17 protein-coding genes are annotated in these 16,294 nt (G+C 64.2%); 10 read left to right on the forward strand and 7 right to left on the reverse strand.

What is annotated here, in order from left to right; translation table 11 throughout:
• Positions 1 to 552, forward strand: coding sequence for an NADPH-dependent FMN reductase (locus ACFWXH_RS23060; RefSeq protein ID WP_379123656.1), 552 nt, complete (start codon positions 1 to 3; stop codon positions 550 to 552).
• Between the two features lie 479 nt (positions 553 to 1,031).
• Here the strand turns inward: ACFWXH_RS23060 and ACFWXH_RS23065 are convergent, their stop codons facing one another.
• The 4 genes from ACFWXH_RS23065 to dsbD form a co-directional block, all read right to left on the reverse strand.
• Positions 1,032 to 2,573 carry a VOC family protein gene (locus tag ACFWXH_RS23065; RefSeq protein ID WP_379123657.1) on the reverse strand — a complete coding sequence of 514 codons (1,542 nt, stop codon included), beginning with the start codon at positions 2,571 to 2,573 and terminating at the stop codon, positions 1,032 to 1,034.
• Positions 2,574 to 2,849: 276 nt separating this feature from the next.
• Positions 2,850 to 3,575 carry a L,D-transpeptidase gene (locus ACFWXH_RS23070; RefSeq protein ID WP_379123658.1) on the reverse strand — a complete coding sequence of 242 codons (726 nt, stop codon included), beginning with the start codon at positions 3,573 to 3,575 and terminating at the stop codon, positions 2,850 to 2,852.
• Entirely contained in the window at positions 3,572 to 4,213 is a 642-nt protein-coding gene (locus tag ACFWXH_RS23075; protein WP_379123659.1) for a DsbA family protein, read from the reverse strand. Before ACFWXH_RS23075 ends, ACFWXH_RS23070 begins: the two co-directional genes overlap by 4 nt.
• Positions 4,214 to 4,255: 42 nt before the next feature.
• Positions 4,256 to 6,025 carry a protein-disulfide reductase DsbD gene (gene dsbD / locus ACFWXH_RS23080; protein ID WP_379123660.1) on the reverse strand — a complete coding sequence of 590 codons (1,770 nt, stop codon included), beginning with the start codon at positions 6,023 to 6,025 and terminating at the stop codon, positions 4,256 to 4,258.
• 111 nt (positions 6,026 to 6,136) lie between these two features.
• Between dsbD and ACFWXH_RS23085 the strand changes: the two genes are divergently transcribed.
• Positions 6,137 to 6,802 (forward strand): response regulator, encoded by a 666-nt coding sequence (locus ACFWXH_RS23085; protein WP_379123661.1) that lies wholly within the window; start codon positions 6,137 to 6,139, stop codon positions 6,800 to 6,802.
• Positions 6,799 to 8,127, forward strand: a complete 1,329-nt coding sequence (locus tag ACFWXH_RS23090) for an ATP-binding protein (RefSeq protein WP_379123662.1) — start codon at positions 6,799 to 6,801, stop codon at positions 8,125 to 8,127. Before ACFWXH_RS23085 ends, ACFWXH_RS23090 begins: the two co-directional genes overlap by 4 nt.
• An 11-nt stretch (positions 8,128 to 8,138) precedes the next feature.
• Here ACFWXH_RS23090 and ACFWXH_RS23095 read toward each other — a convergent pair whose 3' ends face one another.
• The gene (locus tag ACFWXH_RS23095) at positions 8,139 to 9,584 is read right to left on the reverse strand and encodes an FAD-dependent monooxygenase (protein ID WP_379123663.1); all 1,446 of its coding nucleotides are present in this window, start codon (positions 9,582 to 9,584) and stop codon (positions 8,139 to 8,141) included.
• Between the two features lie 429 nt (positions 9,585 to 10,013).
• Here ACFWXH_RS23095 and ACFWXH_RS23100 point away from each other — a divergent pair, with 429 nt between their 5' ends.
• From ACFWXH_RS23100 to ACFWXH_RS23115, 4 genes are all read left to right on the forward strand, one after another.
• Positions 10,014 to 10,253, forward strand: a complete 240-nt coding sequence (locus ACFWXH_RS23100) for a PepSY domain-containing protein (RefSeq protein ID WP_054311725.1) — start codon at positions 10,014 to 10,016, stop codon at positions 10,251 to 10,253.
• Positions 10,254 to 10,350: 97 nt separating this feature from the next.
• Positions 10,351 to 10,761, forward strand: coding sequence for a lysozyme inhibitor LprI family protein (locus ACFWXH_RS23105; RefSeq protein ID WP_379123664.1), 411 nt, complete (start codon positions 10,351 to 10,353; stop codon positions 10,759 to 10,761).
• A gap of 207 nt (positions 10,762 to 10,968) precedes the next feature.
• A complete protein-coding gene (locus ACFWXH_RS23110; protein ID WP_379123665.1) occupies positions 10,969 to 11,340 on the forward strand; it encodes a hypothetical protein in 372 nt (123 codons plus the stop codon).
• A 249-nt stretch (positions 11,341 to 11,589) separates the two neighbouring features.
• Positions 11,590 to 12,099 carry a hypothetical protein gene (locus tag ACFWXH_RS23115; protein ID WP_379123666.1) on the forward strand — a complete coding sequence of 170 codons (510 nt, stop codon included), beginning with the start codon at positions 11,590 to 11,592 and terminating at the stop codon, positions 12,097 to 12,099.
• Positions 12,100 to 12,113: 14 nt separating this feature from the next.
• On the opposite strand, the gene ACFWXH_RS23120 is transcribed toward ACFWXH_RS23115, so the two are convergent.
• Both ACFWXH_RS23120 and ACFWXH_RS23125 read right to left on the reverse strand, forming a co-directional pair.
• Positions 12,114 to 12,320: a glycerate kinase gene (locus ACFWXH_RS23120; protein WP_379123667.1), complete on the reverse strand. Its 207-nt coding sequence runs from the start codon at positions 12,318 to 12,320 to the stop codon at positions 12,114 to 12,116.
• 85 nt (positions 12,321 to 12,405) lie between these two features.
• A complete protein-coding gene (locus tag ACFWXH_RS23125; RefSeq protein WP_379123668.1) occupies positions 12,406 to 13,071 on the reverse strand; it encodes a TetR/AcrR family transcriptional regulator in 666 nt (221 codons plus the stop codon).
• Between the two features lie 269 nt (positions 13,072 to 13,340).
• On the opposite strand from ACFWXH_RS23125, the gene ACFWXH_RS23130 reads away from it, so the two are divergent.
• The 3 genes from ACFWXH_RS23130 to ACFWXH_RS23140 are packed head-to-tail and all read left to right on the forward strand — an operon-like array spanning position 13,341 to position 16,277.
• Positions 13,341 to 14,351: an efflux RND transporter periplasmic adaptor subunit gene (locus ACFWXH_RS23130; protein WP_379123669.1), complete on the forward strand. Its 1,011-nt coding sequence runs from the start codon at positions 13,341 to 13,343 to the stop codon at positions 14,349 to 14,351.
• 7 nt (positions 14,352 to 14,358) lie between these two features.
• On the forward strand, positions 14,359 to 15,600 hold the full coding sequence (locus tag ACFWXH_RS23135; protein WP_379123670.1) for an ABC transporter permease: 1,242 nt from the start codon (positions 14,359 to 14,361) through the stop codon (positions 15,598 to 15,600).
• The gene (locus tag ACFWXH_RS23140) at positions 15,597 to 16,277 is read left to right on the forward strand and encodes an ABC transporter ATP-binding protein (protein ID WP_379123671.1); all 681 of its coding nucleotides are present in this window, start codon (positions 15,597 to 15,599) and stop codon (positions 16,275 to 16,277) included. The genes ACFWXH_RS23135 and ACFWXH_RS23140 overlap by 4 nt, the downstream gene beginning before the upstream one ends.
• The last annotated feature ends 17 nt before the right edge of the window (positions 16,278 to 16,294 follow it).

The raw sequence follows: 16,294 nt of genomic DNA on the forward strand, positions 1-16,294 counted from the left end.
ATGACCACCATCCTTGGACTGTCCGGCAGCCTGCGGCAGGCGTCCTTCAATGCGGGCCTGCTCAAGGCGGCGGCCGCAGCGGCTTCGCCCACTACGAATGTCGTCATCGGCTCGATCCATGACGTGCCGCTGTACAATGCCGATGACGAAGCCGCGCACGGCATTCCGCCCGCCGTGCAGGCGCTGAAGGACAGCCTGCTTGCCGCCGACGGGCTGCTTCTGGTGACGCCGGAATACAACAATGGCATCCCCGGCGTGTTCAAGAACGCCATCGACTGGATGAGCCGGCCGGCCAGCGACATACCCCGGCACTTCGGCGGCAAGCCGGTGGCGCTGCTCGGCGCCTCGCCGGGCGGCTTCGGTACGGTGCTGTCGCAGAACGACTGGCTGCCGGTGCTGCGCACGCTGGGGACACGTCACTGGGCGGCAGGCCGGATGCTCGTGGCCCGCGCCGGAACGGTGTTCGACCGTGACGGCAACCTGACCGACGAGGGCATCCGGGAACGCCTGCGCGATTTCATGGCCGGCTTCGCGGCATACATCGAAGGCTGATGCCGGCTTCCACGCCAGGCAATTGCGTTTGCCACTCGGCTTCTTGAAGAATGGCTTGGATCGCCACGCCTTCTTCCACGTTCCGGACTGGATCCCCGACACTCTCCGCTCCCTGCGGTCGCTCACGAGGTCGAGGATGACGGCCGTGGGGGCGTACCGGCTAATCACCAACGCTGATGGTGACGGCAACGTTGGCGATTGGCGCGAAACATGGAAACTTCGTCATCCTCGACCGCGGGAGGGAGCGGAGCGACCGGAGCGTGTCGGGGATCCATTCCGGAGCATGGAAGGAAGTGGCTCTGGCACGACCATCCCCTCGCCTCCCATGCGGGTGACATAGCGACCATGCCGCTGCTGCTCCTTGGCGGCCTCAGCGCATGACCCCGAAAATCGGAATCGATTTTCGGAAAGGATCATGCGCCAGATCAAAGTGTTAGAGCGACCTTTGCGCGTCCGAAAGGACGCGCGGCGCTCTAATGTCAGCCATGGCTTTTCCTTTCACTCAGCCAGCGCCGCGCGATCATGTCGTCGTCGGCCGTCAACTGATGGCCTGCGGCGACCGCGCGATGTTCGGTGCCCGCACCATGCGTTTCGAGCCATTCGACAAGCACCGGCGCGCCGTCGCCGAACGGGTCCTGCTCACCGCTGATGACCAGCACCTCGCTTCCGGTCAGATCGGTCTCCGGCAGCGGATCGAGCACCGGCACCGCGCGCAGCAGGATCGCGCGCCGGATCACCGCCGGATACAGAGCCATCACGGCAGCGGCGAAGTTGGCGCCGTTCGAATAGCCGAGAAAAGTGATGCGCCCGGCCTCCAGGCCATAGCCCGAGATCGCGCCTTCCATGAACGCCTCGAAGGCCTCCGCCTCGGAGTGGATATCGGCCTGGTCGAAAACCTTCGGCGACATGCGCCGGAACCAGCGGGCGATGCCTTCCTCGTGGCTGCGCCCGCGAACGCCCAGCATGGTGGCGCGCGGCGCCATGCGATGCGCCAGCGGCATGAGATCCGCCTCGCTGCCGCCCGTTCCGTGCAGCAGGACAAAGGTGCTGCCGTCCGGATCCTCAGGCGTGTAGAAGCGATGCACGAAGGGCAGATCGCGCCTGGGCAGGCGCGGTTCGCCCGGCATGGAGAACTGCGGCAGCATGACCTTGAGGTCCTCGGCCCGTGCGGCATCGTGCGGTGGGACGAACAAGGTCTCGCCGAGATGCCCAGCGGGCTCGTCGATGGCGAAGCCCGGTCCGTCGGTCGCCAGCTCGAACAGCGTGCCACCCGGTTCGCGAACGTAGAGCGAGGTGAAATATTTGCGGTCGTGAACAGTCGTCGGCGACGAGTTCAGCCTCGACAAGCTGGCTTCGACGTCCTGCAAGGCAGCCACGTCGGCAGCTCGGAACGCGACATGGTCCGCCGTGCCCGTGCCGGGCAGGCCCGGAACATAGCCGGCTGCATTGCGCACATCGACGGCGTCGGTATCGGATACCAGGCGCTGGATGTTTTCAGCGACAGGACCGGGCGCATAGCCGAAGCGGCGAACGAAGGCCGAAGTCTCTTCGGCATCGCCGGTTAGAATGGTGACTGCGCGCAATCTGCCGACAGCGTTTTCAGAACCGGTTGCGCCCTCGGCTAGCCCCACCAGCTTGACGATGAAACCATCCGGGTCCTTCAGCCGCAGCACGGGTTCACCGAATTCGCGCAGAGGCCCCTGCACCGGCACCCCCTGGTCGAGCGCCCGCACCAGCCAGCCGCCGATGCTCGTCGCCGGCACGGCAAAGGCGATTTCCGACACCTGGCCGAGCCCCGCCCGGCCCGGCGCACCGTCCTGCCAGACCAGAAACGTGACAAGGGAGCCGGGTGCCCCCTGGTCGTCACCGTAGAACAGGTGCAATTGCTGTCCGTCTTCATAGCCGCCGGTCCGTTTGACCAGGTGCAGGCCCAGGAAGCCGACATAGAAATCGACATTCGCCTGCACGTCGCGCGTGATCAGCGTGACGTGGTGGATGCCGTTGGAGCGCTCGGGATCCATCACAGCACCCGGCGCGGCGCGGCGATCGATGACGTGAAGGCAGGATGAATCGGCATGGGCAGGTTCCTGGCAAGGCGGCGACCTTTGCACGCATAGGCCCGGGCGCCAAGCGCACTGCAAAGGCGATGACCCATAGAGCCAAAGCACCTTGGCGCGAAGTTCTAAAACAGCATGCGCCACTTATCCTTCCATCGGCCGCGGATGCGTCCGAGCAAGCCGCGGCGGAGGTCATCGAAGACGGAAACACCGCCTGCACGCTTCCGCCCGAAGAAACGTCTAGGTTCCGGTGCTCGGGCTCTCGGGTCGATCTTTTTGTCTTTTCGCAACTCCAGCCGCGACAGGCAGAACCACGACCCTCGATCCGTCGGGCACGCGCCGATACAGGTCGATGATGTCCTGGTTCATCATCCGGATGCAGCCTGAGGACATGGATTTCCCGATCGACCATGGCTCATTGGTGCCGTGGATGCGGTAAAGCGTGTCCTTGCCGCCCTCGAACAGATAGAGCGCGCGTGCGCCCAGCGGATTGTTCGAACCGCCGTCCATTCCACCCGCCCATTTTTTGTACGTCCCGGGGTTTCGGGCGATCATGTCTCCGGTCGGCGTCCAGCGCGGCCATTCACGCTTGTAGGCGACATTGGCGGCGCCCGACCATTCCATGCCGGCTCGGCCGACCCCTACGCCGTAGCGCAAGGCTTTGCCGCCTTCCTGGACGAGATAGAGATAGCGATGAGCGGGATCGACCACGATCGTTCCAGGCGGCTGCCCGGTGGGGTCGTCGACATACTGGCGCATGAATTGCCGCTTCAGATACTTCAACTTGACCGGCGGAACCGGGAACGGTTCGTTCGCCACCGCATCGTATCGACCGGCTTCCGGTTCGGCCGGGGCGACCGCCACGGATGGCGATCCGCCGCCGGGGCCCGAAACGCAGGCGGCAAGGCACATCACCAAGGCAAGCGCACCTGAAAGGCGCGCCGTAGCAAGCACTGTGCGCGTCACTCCATGCGTTCTCCGGCTGCCTGACGGCGGCGCGCCTCGGCGAGCGCTTCCTTGAAGCCGTCATAATCCAGCGCCATCGTCCTGAAAGGGCCGATAAGATAGGTCGGCGTTCCCTGCAGCCCGAGCGCCATGGCCTGATCCAGGTTGCGCTGAAGCAGCGTCGAGATGCTCGCCGAATGCGCCTTCAGGTCCGCGTTCAGCCGGTTCATGTCGACGCCGGAGTTTTTCACGGCCTCCAGCATCTTCGGCTTCGGGATCCTCTTGCCCGGTATCGACATCAGGGCATGATGGACGAGGTCGTATCTGCCCTGGTACCTGGCGGCCAGGGCCAGTTGGGCCCCATAGACGGACGCCTCGCTCAGGATCGGCCAATCCTTGTAGACGAGCCTGACCTTGCCGTCCTCCTTGACGATCCGATTGAGATCGGGCTCCGCCTTCTTGCAGAACGGACAATTGTAATCCGTGAAATTCACGATGGTGACGTCGCCTTTCGGATTGCCTGCTTCGGGCGCCTCCGGATCATGAAGAATGGCCTTCACGTCGACATTCTGGGCCAGCGCCCGCTGGCCGGCAGCGGCAATGAAAAGCGTGGCAGCGCCCGCTCCGGCGGCCATCCTGCAAAATTGTCTGCGGTCCATGGGTCTTCCTTGGTCTTCTTCTGGATTTGCTCTTGGCGTGAATCAGGCTCCGGCGCGCGAAAGGCGCCCGGATATCTCATCGGCGGTGATCGGGCCGATGATGCGCGAGCCGCGAATCTCGCGGCCCTCGGCATCGAGGAGAAACAATGTCGGCGGGCCGACCACCGAGAAGCGCGTCATCAGCGCCTGAGCGCCGGCATCCTGCCTGGTGACGTCGACATCGATGACCGGCAGCGCATCGAGACGCCGGCGGATCTCCGGCCGGTTCATGATGGCCTCGTTCGATTTGCAGACCGTGCACCAGTCGGCACCGAACGAAACCAGGATCGGCTTGCCGGTATTCGCTGCAACCGCCGCGTCGAAGGAAGCGGGTGAATCGACCCGCAATGCCTCGAACGGCTGCGTGCGAACGGCGTCCTGCACTGCCAAGAAGGCCAGCGGGCGCAGCGGGTCGCCGATACCCGCGGCCGCACCGAGGACAAGAGCGGCGCCATAGAGCGAGGCTACCAGTCCAGCCGTCTTGCCGAGCCGCGGCGGCCAGCCGGTGCCGGCCCTGACCGGGTCGAACCCGCCCAGGAAGACGCCGGCACCGATGGCCAGCGTACCCCACAGCGCCAGCGCGGCAGGCGGCGGCAGAAGCCGTGAGACAAGCAGGACGGCCACGCCGAGGAAGACGACGCCGAAGCCCTGACGGGCGCGGACCATCCACGATCCCGACCGCGGCAGGATGCGCGCGCCGAAGGTGCCGAAGGCGATGAGCGGCAAGCCCATGCCAAAGCCGAGAAAGAAGAGCGCGGCTCCACCTTTCACCGCCTCCCCCGACTGCACCGCGAAAAGCATCGCGGCCGCGAGCGGCGGCGTCACGCAAGGCCCGACGATCAAGGCCGAGCCCAGCCCGAGGACAGCCGCGCCCAGCACCGATCCGCCGCCCCGGCCGCCCGAAAGACGCGCGGCGAGACCCGCCGGCAATGCGATTTCGTAGAAACCGAACATGGAAAGCGCCAGGCCTACAAAGACCGCGGCCGCCAGCGACAAGGCCAGCGGTGTCTGCAGGGCAGTCTGGAGATTGGCGCCCGACCAGCCGGCAACGAGGCCGACGATGCCATAGGCAGCGGCCATTGCCAGCACGTAGGCGCTCGAGAGCACGAAGCCACGGCCCATGGACAGGCGCTCGCCTGCCCCCGCCAGCATGGCCGACAGAATCGGGATCATGGGAAAGACGCAAGGCGTGAACGCCAGCAGCAGACCGAAGCCCAGGAAGCCGGCCGCCATCAGCAACGGACTGCCCGCGAGGTAGCCGGCAGCGGGGTCGGCGTCGGCGGCAACCGGAGTCGCGCTTGGCGGAGGTGCATCGGCCACGGCCTCGCCGCCGAGGCCGAGCCGCGTGCTGGAAATCGCCAGCGTCGCGAGGTCCACCCTCTTGACGATGCCGGGGTAGCAGATGCCTTGCTCCGCGCAGCCCTGGTATCGGACTTGCAGTTCGCCGGTTGCCGGCAGACCGGAGATTTGCCCCTCCACGCCACCGTGGAAAATTCGCACGAAGCCGAAATTGGGATCGTCCTTTTCCTCGCCGGCAGGCAGGACGATGTCGAGGTCGCGACCATCGAGCTTTGCCTCGAGACTGTCGCGATAGAGATAATTGCCCGGCGCCGCCGTCCATCGCAGCGTCATTGCACCGTCGCCACCGCGGCTTGCCGCAAGCGAGAACACTTTGTCCGCCGGCGGAGGTGTCTGGGCATTGACGAGCGTGGTGAGGAAAAGAACCGGCAGCACGGCCAGAAAAACCACGCTCATCTTGAAAAACCGCGACATGCTGGCTCCGCGTCCATGTTGTTCGAACCTGGTGGCGCGGATCGGCCCGTTACCTTAAGCCAGCCTTAAGGTGCGGATAGAACGGTGCTCGAAGGAGGTACGAAGCCGGCAATGCGAATCCTTGTCATCGAAGACGATCCGATCCTGTCGGACGGGCTGCGCGTCGGCCTCGGCCTGGCGGGCTGGACCGTGGATGCGGTGACGGGATGCGCCGATGCCCGCGCGGCACTTGCCGTGGCCCGTTTCGAGGCGATCGTGCTCGATCTGATGTTGCCGGACGGTTCCGGCCTGGACCTGCTTGCCGAGATGCGCGGAGCCGGGGACACGACGCCCGTCGTGCTCCTGACTGCGCTGGACGAGATACCGGATCGCATAAAGGGCCTGGACGCGGGAGCCGACGACTATATCGGCAAGCCGTTCGATCTCGATGAATTGGCAGCGCGTGTCAGAGCGGCTGCCCGCCGCAGCGACGGTCGTGCCGATCCCGTGCTGCGCGCTTGCGGAATGGTCCTGGATCCTGCCGGTCTGAAGGTCGTCGTGGAAGGACGCGAAGTCCCGTTGTCGAGACGCGAATTCGCTGTCCTGTCGGCGCTTATGGAGCGCCCGGGCGTCATCCGTTCCCGTGGTGAACTCGAGGACCGTCTCTATGGCTGGCAGGAAGAGATCGAGAGCAATGCCGTGGAGGTGCACATCCACAATCTTCGCGGCAAGGTCGGCCGGGCAAGAATCGAAACGGTGCGCGGCCTGGGCTATCGTTTTCGGATCGGCGCGCCATGACGTCCCTCCGGCGCCGCCTGTTCGTCCTGCTTCTGGCCGCGACCGGAGTCCTTTGGCTGCTCGCGGTGATATGGATCTATGTCGGAAGCCGCATCGAACTCGAGCACGTCCTGGATACGCGCCTCCAGGAAGCGGCACGGATGGTCCATTCGCTCGTCCCGAGCGGCAACGTCCCGGCAGCCGCGTCCACGGCGCCCTTCCAGGAGGCCGGATATGAGAGGCAACTGTCCTGTCAGATATGGTCGCTCGACGGGCGCCTGCTCGCCCGGTCGAGCGGCGCGCCGTCAGCCAGTCTTGCACAGGATGATGGAGGTTTCGCCGACCGCACGATCGGCGGCGAACGCTGGCGGGTCTATACGATCGTCGACGCGCAGAAGGGCGTGCGCGTTGCGGTTGGCGACAGGATCGGCCTGCGCGATCGCCTGGTGCGCGATCTGGTGCTGGGGCTCATTGGCCCCGCGCTCATCATCGTCCCACTCCTCGGCGCGCTCATCTGGTTCGGGGTGGGCCGCGGTCTCTCCCCTCTCGAACGCACGGCTGCGGACATAGCAGAGCGCGATGGCGACGACATGCGTCCGATCGCCGATGCGGCCGCCCCTTCCGAAGTTCGGCCCCTGCTGCAGGCTCTCAACGGACTTTTCGGCAAGGTGGATGCCGCGCGCCGCCATGAACGCGACGTCACCGCTTTCGCCGCACATGAACTGCGCACGCCACTCGCCGGCCTGAAGACGCAGGCCCAGGTCGCCCTTGCCGCCAGGGACGATGACACCCGCGCTTCGGCACTGCGCCAGATCATCGCCTCCGTGGATCGCGCTACCCGCCTGACCCGGCAGTTGCTGACCCTCGCGAAGCTTGATGCGATGCCGCCCCGGCAACAGGAAGCCGTCGACGTCGGCCGCGCGCTCCAGGACGCGATGAAGGATTGCAAGACGCCACCCGGCCTCCAGGTAACGGTCGATCCGAGGTTGAACGGCCTGGTTGTAAGCGGGGATCGCGAGCACCTGCATCTGGTGCTGCGGAACCTGCATGAAAATGCCCTCGAACATACGAGGGCGGAGGGCAGGATATCGTGGAGCATGCTGCCGGATGGCGCAGGCATGATGATCGAAGACGAAGGCCCGGGGATCGCCGAAGACGAAATTGCGCTCGTCACGCAACGCTTCTACCGCACACGCGGAACGACAACCCCCGGCACCGGCCTTGGCCTGACGATTGCCGCCATTGCCACGGACCGACTGGGCATGCGGTTGGCCATAGCCAACCGTGACGACCGGTGCGGCCTGAGATGTACGCTCAGTTGGCCGTCACGGGCCGCTGCCGTCTGACTTTTCGAGATTTAGTCGCCAAACCAGGTCCCCAACACATCGGACAGGCCCTCCGGGCCTTCCTCGCCAACCCACGCCACATGCCCATCGGGCCGGGTCAGCACGGCGGCAGGCATGTCGACCACGCCGACGGCAGGGAGCTCGCACACGCCTTCGAACGTCGCCTCGACCGATTTGACCCGGTCAGCCCATTTCTCGATGGCCAGCGGTTTGCCGAAACTGAGCAGCACTGGGCATGCCTCCCGCAGGAGCGCGAAAACACGGGTCGACCCTTCGGTGGTGACAATGTCGAGATCCGGCATGCGGCGGCCGAGCAGCGGATGAGCCTCGCCAAGGTCGTAGCGGATGTCGAGGCCGCTCATCATCGCGGCGAAGCGCCTGCGCGGCTCCTCCATCGCCAGCAGCTCGGAGACCAAGTCTCCGAGCACCGCAATGCGCTCGCCGGGATAGCGCAGCACGCTCTGCGCGATGGTGTTGCGAAGGACGCGTGCCGCAACCGGATGGCGCTCGACCTGATAGGTGTCGAGCAGCGTTTCGGGTGATTGCCGCTTCACGACCCGCGCCAGCTTCCAGCCGAGATTGACCGCGTCCTGGACGCCGAGATTGAGCCCCTGCCCGCCCATCGGCGAGTGGATATGCGCGGCATCGCCCGCCAGCAGGATGCGTCCCTTGCGGTAGGCGGCCGCCTGGCGCGCCGCATCGCTGAAGCGCGACATCGAACTGGGCGCGTGCACGCCGAAGTCGGTGCCGTAGACCGCCTCCAGCGCGGCGGCGAGTTCATCCAGCGACGGCACGCCCGTGGCGCGCGGATCCTGTCCGGCAAGGACCACGCCCACCCTTTCGCCGTCGTCCAGCATGGCCATGGCGTGGCGGCCCGAAGCGGTCTGGCGGAAACCGAGCACAGGCTGTTCCTTCATCCTGACCTCGGCGATCAGCCAGCTCGTCGAGGCTTCCCAGCCGGGGAAATCGATGCCTGCCGATTTTCGCACCGCGCTGCGTCCACCGTCGCACCCCACCAGCCAGCCGGCCCGCATGTTTACGCCCTGCGCGGTCGAGACCTGGACACCGCCTTCGACCTCGGCAACGCCCACCACGTCCCTGCCGCGAAAGATCGGCACTCCCAGCTCTTCGACCCAATCGGCCAAAAGCCGCTCGATGCGCTCCTGACGCAGCGCAAGCAGGTAGTTGTGCCTTGTCGGGAAATCGCTGATGTCGAGCGCGACGTGAAAGCCGACATTGGGGTGGGCCTGCCCTTCGGCAAGGAACCGGTCGACGATGCCGCGCTGGTCGAGCACTTCCAGCGAACGCGCATGCAGGCCGCCCGCGCGCCTGCCGGGGACTTCCGTCGTCGTCCGCCGCTCGACGATCGCGACATCCACGCCGGCGAGCGCCAGTTCGCCTGCCAGCATCAATCCGGTCGGGCCGCCGCCGGCGATGATGATCTCGTGTTCGGACATTTGCCACCTCGTGCAGTGAGTAAGGGGCCAGTCTTCTACGACGCGGTCGGGGCCTTGAAGCAAGAGGGTTGTGCGCCATATCTATGATATGGAAGGGCGGCCTTTGTTGCTGCGCCCTCCTCTCCCCAGGCGACCCCTGCGTTTCAAAACCCGGCATCGGCCGCGTTCGCTGCGCACCGTCGCGGCTCGATCGGTCATGGCCAGCCAGCCCGCAATCCGGGACTTTCGGCCCGCGGTGTTTTGTTCCCATCAAAAATACAAGCAACACAAACGATTTTTACTCGGGCGCTTGCTACTCGTTCACTCGTTACTTTGGCACTCGTTACTTGGGCACTTGTTCCTTGAGACCATGTGTGTTCATTTAGTTGTCAATAATATTGGGTATTGCGATTGGGTGTGGGGCTCATTCAAACCGCGACGGAGCCTGTAATGCGATTGATTGTTGCTTCTGCTTTTTTGATCCTGGCACCTCTGAGTGCCCAGGCGGCGCCTCCTGAAGGCACAAAATTAGCCGACATCATTGCCAAGGTGGAGCAGGCTCCAGGCACCCAGTATGTCGACGAAGTCGATTGGAACGATCGCGGCTACTACGAGATCGAATATTTCAACAAGGATGGTGCCAAGGTCGAGATCAAGGTCGACCCGAAGACAGGCGAGAACGTGAAATAAACCGCCGCCGCGAACGACGGGCCCGCTCGCGCTGATCGAGGTCAGCCTGGCGTGCGGAAGCCCGGTTTCGGTTCTGAACAACACAGGGAGACAATCGATGAAGCTGTCGACAGGACTTTTTGCCCTTCTTCTCGGTACAGCCGCTCCCCTGTCCACCGCCAGTGCCGAGGATTGCGGCAGTGTCTCAGGCGGGCAGGCGGGCATGAACGAATGTTATGGCAACGTCTTCAAGAAGGCCGACGCCGAGCTGAACAAACTCTACAAGGAGATCGAGGCGCGACTGAAGGACGATCCCGACACCACCAAGCTGCTGGTCACCGCGCAGAAGGCGTGGGTCGCCTATCGCGACGGGGAATGCGATTTCCAGACCGCCGGCGGCGGCAGCATCGCCGGGATGGCCTACCCGATGTGCCAGACCGCGATCACCCAAAGCCGCATCGATGACTTCAAGGGTTATCTCAAATGCGAGGAAGGGGACCCGAACTGTCCCGTTCCCGCGGCGAACTGACCGGCACCGGGAAATAAACCCGGTCTATGCTCAGGCCGGCCCCGGCCTGAGCGATTGTCTTTTTCAGCGAAGGAGCGCTCTCGAAAGCGTTGCGCCGCCAATATTTCGGCAACGAGCGACAGAACAGGTGGCCTCGATCGAAGACAGGGTTCACAAAAAAGCTTACCGTTCTCGCGGCGAACAGATGGCTTCACCAGGAGGGATACAATGACTGCGATGGCGAAGATGGCAATCCTGACGGGGCTGGCCGCGACGATCGGCGTGCCGCAAGCGCAGGCGGATACGCTGAAGACGATGAACGATGTCGGGACGGCACTGACAAATTGCTGGACACCCCCGGCGGACACGGACGGATCCTCGGTGACGCTGAGCTTCAGCTTCAAGCGCGACGGCAGCCTCATCGGCCCGCCGCGCGCCACGGCGGTCAATGTCAAAGGAGACAAGGCTGCGGCCAAGGCCTTCTCGGATGCGGCCATTGCCGGCGTGACAAAGTGCCTGCCTCTCGACTTCGCACCGGCGCTGGCAGAAGGCATAGCCGGCTCTGTCTACACGATGAAGTTCACCTCCCCGAAGCCATAGGCCCCCCGCCCGGATCCCGTATCGTTCTTGGGAAGCGAGCCGGCAAATTGATTTGCCGGCTATACTCCAGGCATTGGATTCCCGCCACTCCACGGTCGCAAGGTCGGGAACCTTCTTTGCCTTGCGCGATTGGCGGCAGCTTTTGGCAACATTGAACAGGAAGTCGACCTCGCACCCTCCTGAAGGAGTGGTGTCAGCAAGCCTGTGCGACACTCCATGACTGTTCGAAGCCAAAAAGGCCTTGTGACCATGACTGTATCTGCGTTTCTCGCCGCTCTCGCATCCGAAGGACCACCAGCCGAGCGAGTGAAGGACATGGCCCTTTATGGGTGGCTGATCGGCAGCTGGGAGACGGACACGCTCCACCACCGCGACGACGGCACAGTCGAGAAATGGCCCGGAGAAATCCATTTCGCCTGGGTGCTCGAGGGCCGTGCGATCCAGGACCTCTGGATCAGGCCCAGGCGCCCTGAGCCATCCACTATGTACGGCACGACCTTGCGCGTCTTCGATCCCGAGATCGACGGCTGGCACATCATCTGGAGCGATCCGCTCAACCAGGACTATTCGCGCCAGATCGGACGAGCCGAGGGCAAGGACATCGTCCAGATCGGCGAAGACTCCCGCGGTATGAAAACGCGATGGCGTTTCACGGAGATCACGGCCGACAGCTTCCACTGGATCGGCGAGGAAAGAGCCTCGGACGGCGATCCATGGCGGATGAGCTGGGAACATTTCGCCCACCGGACAGCCCCCTGAACAGGCAGCAAGACTCATGCAGCCATTGGCGGCCGCAGGCGCGTGCCGACCATGATCATCCGCATGGCGTCTTCCGCGGCGCGGCGCAGCAGCTTCTCTCCCTTGTTGATAGCTTCGTCGAGAGTGCATGGCCGCTTGATGATCGAGGCGAAAGCATCGATGCCGTTGTCGAAGGTCAGGTCGACACCCTTGCCGATGGTGCTCTGGCCGTCGACCTTCACAAAAGACCCTATCGATACGGGCTGCTCAACGCCCGGCTCATCTGCGGCGGGTAGCAGGCGTCTCCCGCATGGAGACATCCGATCGTCAACCCTTTGTGTCCGCCTCCAGGAAGGCCCGGGCAAAGCCCGGCTGCACGGTTTGGATCGTTCCGTCAGGGAGTTTCAGCAGCCGTTCAAAGGCAACGCCATAGAGTTCCAGTCGCTGTTCCAGCATCGATACCGCCTCATCGACGTTTCCCTGCTCGGCCTTGCGCATGGCCTGATACATGACTTCGCGGAAGATCACCCTGAGCTGCAGGAGCATGTCTGCAAAGATCTCCGGGTCCGGAACGTCGAGCACCCCTTCCTCAACCCCCTCTTTCAGCAGATCGGTGAACATCGGCCGGACGAGTTCGCGGACCGACTGTTCGATGCGGTGGAACAGGATCAGGTTCTCGGGCTGGAAAAGCACAGAGAAGGTCTTGCGCATCTGCGGCGCGAGTTCGACATTCAGCCGCCCGGCGTTTGAGAAAAGGGCGTTGATGCGGCCGATCGCGTCGAGCGACGGATCTTCGATCATCGGCCTGAGCTCGGCCAGGCTGTCGCGCGCCACGCGCGCCGCAAGCGCCTCGAGAAGCGCCTCCTTCGAGGCGAAGTAGTGATAGAACGCGCCTTTCGAGAGACCGGCCTCGCGGATGATGTCGTTGACCGTCGTGTTGTCGTAGCCATGCTCGAAGAAGAGGCGCTGGGCGCAGTCCAAAAGCTCCGCCAACCGTATCTCCGGCTGCTTGATCACACGCTGCTTGATTGGCTTGGACAATAGTATTCTCGCTCGAGCAATTCCGGCAAAAGCGTGCGGCGCCTTTGCTGGAATTGAATGAAAACAAGTAGCTGGAGCGTTTCCGCGTTTCCGACAAGCGGAAACGCCCCAATTTCGCGTTGCCACAAAGGAGCATGAACGGTCGACTTGTGCAACTCTATAGACCGACGGTCGGTCTGATGTTATAGCACGCTCCGCTCGAACCCCTCGAGGAGCGTTTCATGCGGCTGATACGTTGGATTGTCGGTATCGCGATCGTGGCGGCCCTGGCCGGTGCCATCGTCTGGTATCTGTGGCGGCCGAATGCGGTTTCCGTCGTGCTCCCTTTGCGTGGCGATGCCGCGGAGATCGTCTATGCGAGCGGCTCGGTCGAGCCACGCGTCTGGGCAAAAGTGGCGCCCGTGGTGCGCGAGCGGATCGTCGAGCAATGCAATTGCGAAGGCTCGAGGGTCGCACAGGGCGCTGTGCTTGCCCGTCTCGACGACAGCGAAGCAAAAGCCGCGCTTGGCGAGCTGGAGGCGCGCCGGGCGCTCGCCGAACAGGAGTTCCAGCGTGGGTCGGTGCTGGCGGAACGCAACGCTGCAAGCCAGCAGGCGCTCGACCGTGCCCGCAGCGAGCTTTCGCAAGCCGAAGCGTTGCATGCTGCCCAGAAGGCACGGCTCGAAACCTATTTGCTGCGTGCGCCCAGCCCCGGCGTTGTGCTGCGACAGGATGGCGAGGTCGGCGAAGTGGCCGAACTCGGCAGCGTCCTGTTCTGGGTCGGCGAGCCACGACCGCTTCTGGTGGTCGCGGAAGTCAATGAAGAGGACATTCCGCGTGTCGAGGTCGGGCAGCGGGCGGTGCTCAAATCGGACGCGTTCCCCGGGCAGAATCTCGAGGCGGTCGTCGACAGCATCACGCCGAAAGGCGACCCCGTCACGAAGACCTATCGTGTCCGCTTCCGCCTTCCCGACGACACGCCGCTCAGGATCGGCATGTCGACGGACGTGAATATCGTCGTCCGCGTTTCAAAGAACGCGCTTCAGGTTCCGTCCGTTGCGGTCGACGGCAACAAGCTCTTCATCGTCGAAGGAGAAACGGCACGGCTGCGTGAGATCCGCACCGGCATCCGCGGCGTCAAGGGCATCGAGGTGCTGTCCGGCATCGACGACAAAAGCAGGATCGTTTCGCCCTATCCCGCCGATCTTGCCGATGGCGCCCGCGTCACCATCACAGCCGGCAGCGAGGAGTGAGCCGACGATGCCGCTCATCCTCGATATCGCCGTCACCCATATCGCCGGTCGTGGCCGGCAGACGCTCGTGGCGGTGCTTGGTGTTGCAGTCGGTGTCGGTTTCTCGATCGCGATGGCTGCCCTGATGCAGGGCGGCCAGGACGACTTCGTGAAGCAGCTCGTCGACACCATGCCGCATGTCGACATAACAGACGAGCAGCGCACGGCGCGCCGTCAGCCGGCGGAAGATATCTTCTCCACCGTCTCGATCTCGGGCCTGAGGCCGCGCGACGACCGCCGCGGCATCATCAACCCGACAGCGGCGACGGCCTGGCTGGGGAGCTGGATCCCCGGCCGCTTCGCCGAGAGCCTGAAGACGCAGGGTGTTATCCGCTATTCCAGCCGCGAGGTCGGTGCATCCATCATCGGCGTCGAGCCCGAGCGGGAGCGCGGCGTGTCGCCCATCGTCGAGGATTTCGTGAAAGGAAGCTTCGCGGCGCTGAATGCCGGAGGCAACAATGTGCTGGTCGGCGACACGATGGCGGCACGCCTCGGCGCCGGACTTGGTGACACCATCACCGCCGTCTCTTCGGAAGGATTGACCCGCGATTTCAAGATCGCCGGCCTGTTCCACACCGGCACGACGGCACGGGACGAAGGAGAGGCCTATATCCTCTTGAAGAACGCCCAGATCCTTTCCGCCCGGCCGAACGCCATCAACGAGATCCGCGTGAAGCTCGACGACCCCAACCGCGCTCCCGCCGTGGCGCACAGGGCCGAGGCGGAGCTCGGCTACAAGGCCGTCGCCTGGCAGGAAGCGAATGAATCGATCCTCCAGGCCCTCGTGGTGCGCAACGTCATCATGTACACCGTGGTCGGCGCGATCATGCTTGTGGCCGGCTTCGGCATCTTCAACATCATCTCCACCATCACGCATGAGAAGGCGCGCGACATCGCCATCATGAAATCGCTCGGCTTCCCGGAGTCCGACATGCGCCGGCTGTTCCTGCTGGAGGGCCTGGCAATCGGCAGCGCGGGTTCGGCCCTCGGCTGGGTGCTCGGCTTCTCGATGATCTATGCGTTGTCGCAGCTACGCTTCGAAATCGCCGCGACGGGCCAGGAGATGACGCATCTGCCGATCGCCTGGAGCCTGCTGCACTACATCATCGCCTCGGCCTTCGCCCTGGGATCGGCAGCAGTGGCCGGATATCTGCCGGCCAGACGCGCCGCGCGCCTCAATCCCGTCGACATCATCCGAGGCGCGACATGAGCGCCCTTCTCGAAACCGAAAAGCTGACGCGCATCCTGCCGGAGACAGTGCCTGTGACGCTGGTCAAGGATGTCACGCTTACCGTCGCGGAGAAGGAATTCGTCGCGATCACCGGTCCGTCCGGATCCGGCAAATCGTCGCTGCTTTATCTGCTGGGACTGCTCGATCATCCGACCGCGGGAACGATAAGAATAGGCGGCCGCGATACCGGCCCGATGAATGAACGCGAAAGCGCCAGAACACGGCTTTCCATGCTGGGTTTCGTGTTCCAGTTCCATTTTCTGCTGCCCGAATTCACGGCGCGGGAAAACGTCGAGATACCGATGCGCAAGCTCGGCCGGCTGGCGCGATCGCAGATGCGCGAGCGCGCCGGCGAACTGCTTTCATCCCTCGGCCTCGGCGACCATCTGGACAAGCGGCCCGAGCAGCTTTCGGGCGGACAACGGCAGCGCGTTGCCTTGGCGCGCTCGCTTGCCAACGATCCGCCGCTGATCCTCGCCGACGAGCCGACCGGCAGCCTGGATTCCAAGAGCTCCGAGCAGGTTTTCGCGATCCTGCAAAAGCTGGTGCATGAGCGCGGCAAGAGCGTGATCGCGGTGACGCACGATCTCGAGATGGCCGAGCGCATGGATCGCCGCATCCATATCGTCGATGGAAAGATCGCCGACGGAACGTGAGCCGGCCATCGCGCCGA

The sequence above is a fragment of the Mesorhizobium sp. NPDC059054 genome, from assembly GCF_042739215.1.
Lineage (GTDB): Bacteria > Pseudomonadota > Alphaproteobacteria > Rhizobiales > Rhizobiaceae > Mesorhizobium.

Coding starts and splice junctions, on each gene's coding strand:
- ACFWXH_RS23060 (WP_379123656.1), top strand. CDS start 1: ATGACCACCATCCTTGGACTGTCCGGCAGCCTGCGGCAGGCGTCCTTC.
- ACFWXH_RS23065 (WP_379123657.1), bottom strand. CDS start 2,573: ATGGATCCCGAGCGCTCCAACGGCATCCACCACGTCACGCTGATCACG.
- ACFWXH_RS23075 (WP_379123659.1), bottom strand. CDS start 4,213: ATGGACCGCAGACAATTTTGCAGGATGGCCGCCGGAGCGGGCGCTGCC.
- dsbD (WP_379123660.1), bottom strand. CDS start 6,025: ATGTCGCGGTTTTTCAAGATGAGCGTGGTTTTTCTGGCCGTGCTGCCG.
- ACFWXH_RS23085 (WP_379123661.1), top strand. CDS start 6,137: ATGCGAATCCTTGTCATCGAAGACGATCCGATCCTGTCGGACGGGCTG.
- ACFWXH_RS23090 (WP_379123662.1), top strand. CDS start 6,799: ATGACGTCCCTCCGGCGCCGCCTGTTCGTCCTGCTTCTGGCCGCGACC.
- ACFWXH_RS23095 (WP_379123663.1), bottom strand. CDS start 9,584: ATGTCCGAACACGAGATCATCATCGCCGGCGGCGGCCCGACCGGATTG.
- ACFWXH_RS23100 (WP_054311725.1), top strand. CDS start 10,014: ATGCGATTGATTGTTGCTTCTGCTTTTTTGATCCTGGCACCTCTGAGT.
- ACFWXH_RS23105 (WP_379123664.1), top strand. CDS start 10,351: ATGAAGCTGTCGACAGGACTTTTTGCCCTTCTTCTCGGTACAGCCGCT.
- ACFWXH_RS23110 (WP_379123665.1), top strand. CDS start 10,969: ATGACTGCGATGGCGAAGATGGCAATCCTGACGGGGCTGGCCGCGACG.
- ACFWXH_RS23115 (WP_379123666.1), top strand. CDS start 11,590: ATGACTGTATCTGCGTTTCTCGCCGCTCTCGCATCCGAAGGACCACCA.
- ACFWXH_RS23130 (WP_379123669.1), top strand. CDS start 13,341: ATGCGGCTGATACGTTGGATTGTCGGTATCGCGATCGTGGCGGCCCTG.
- ACFWXH_RS23135 (WP_379123670.1), top strand. CDS start 14,359: ATGCCGCTCATCCTCGATATCGCCGTCACCCATATCGCCGGTCGTGGC.
- ACFWXH_RS23140 (WP_379123671.1), top strand. CDS start 15,597: ATGAGCGCCCTTCTCGAAACCGAAAAGCTGACGCGCATCCTGCCGGAG.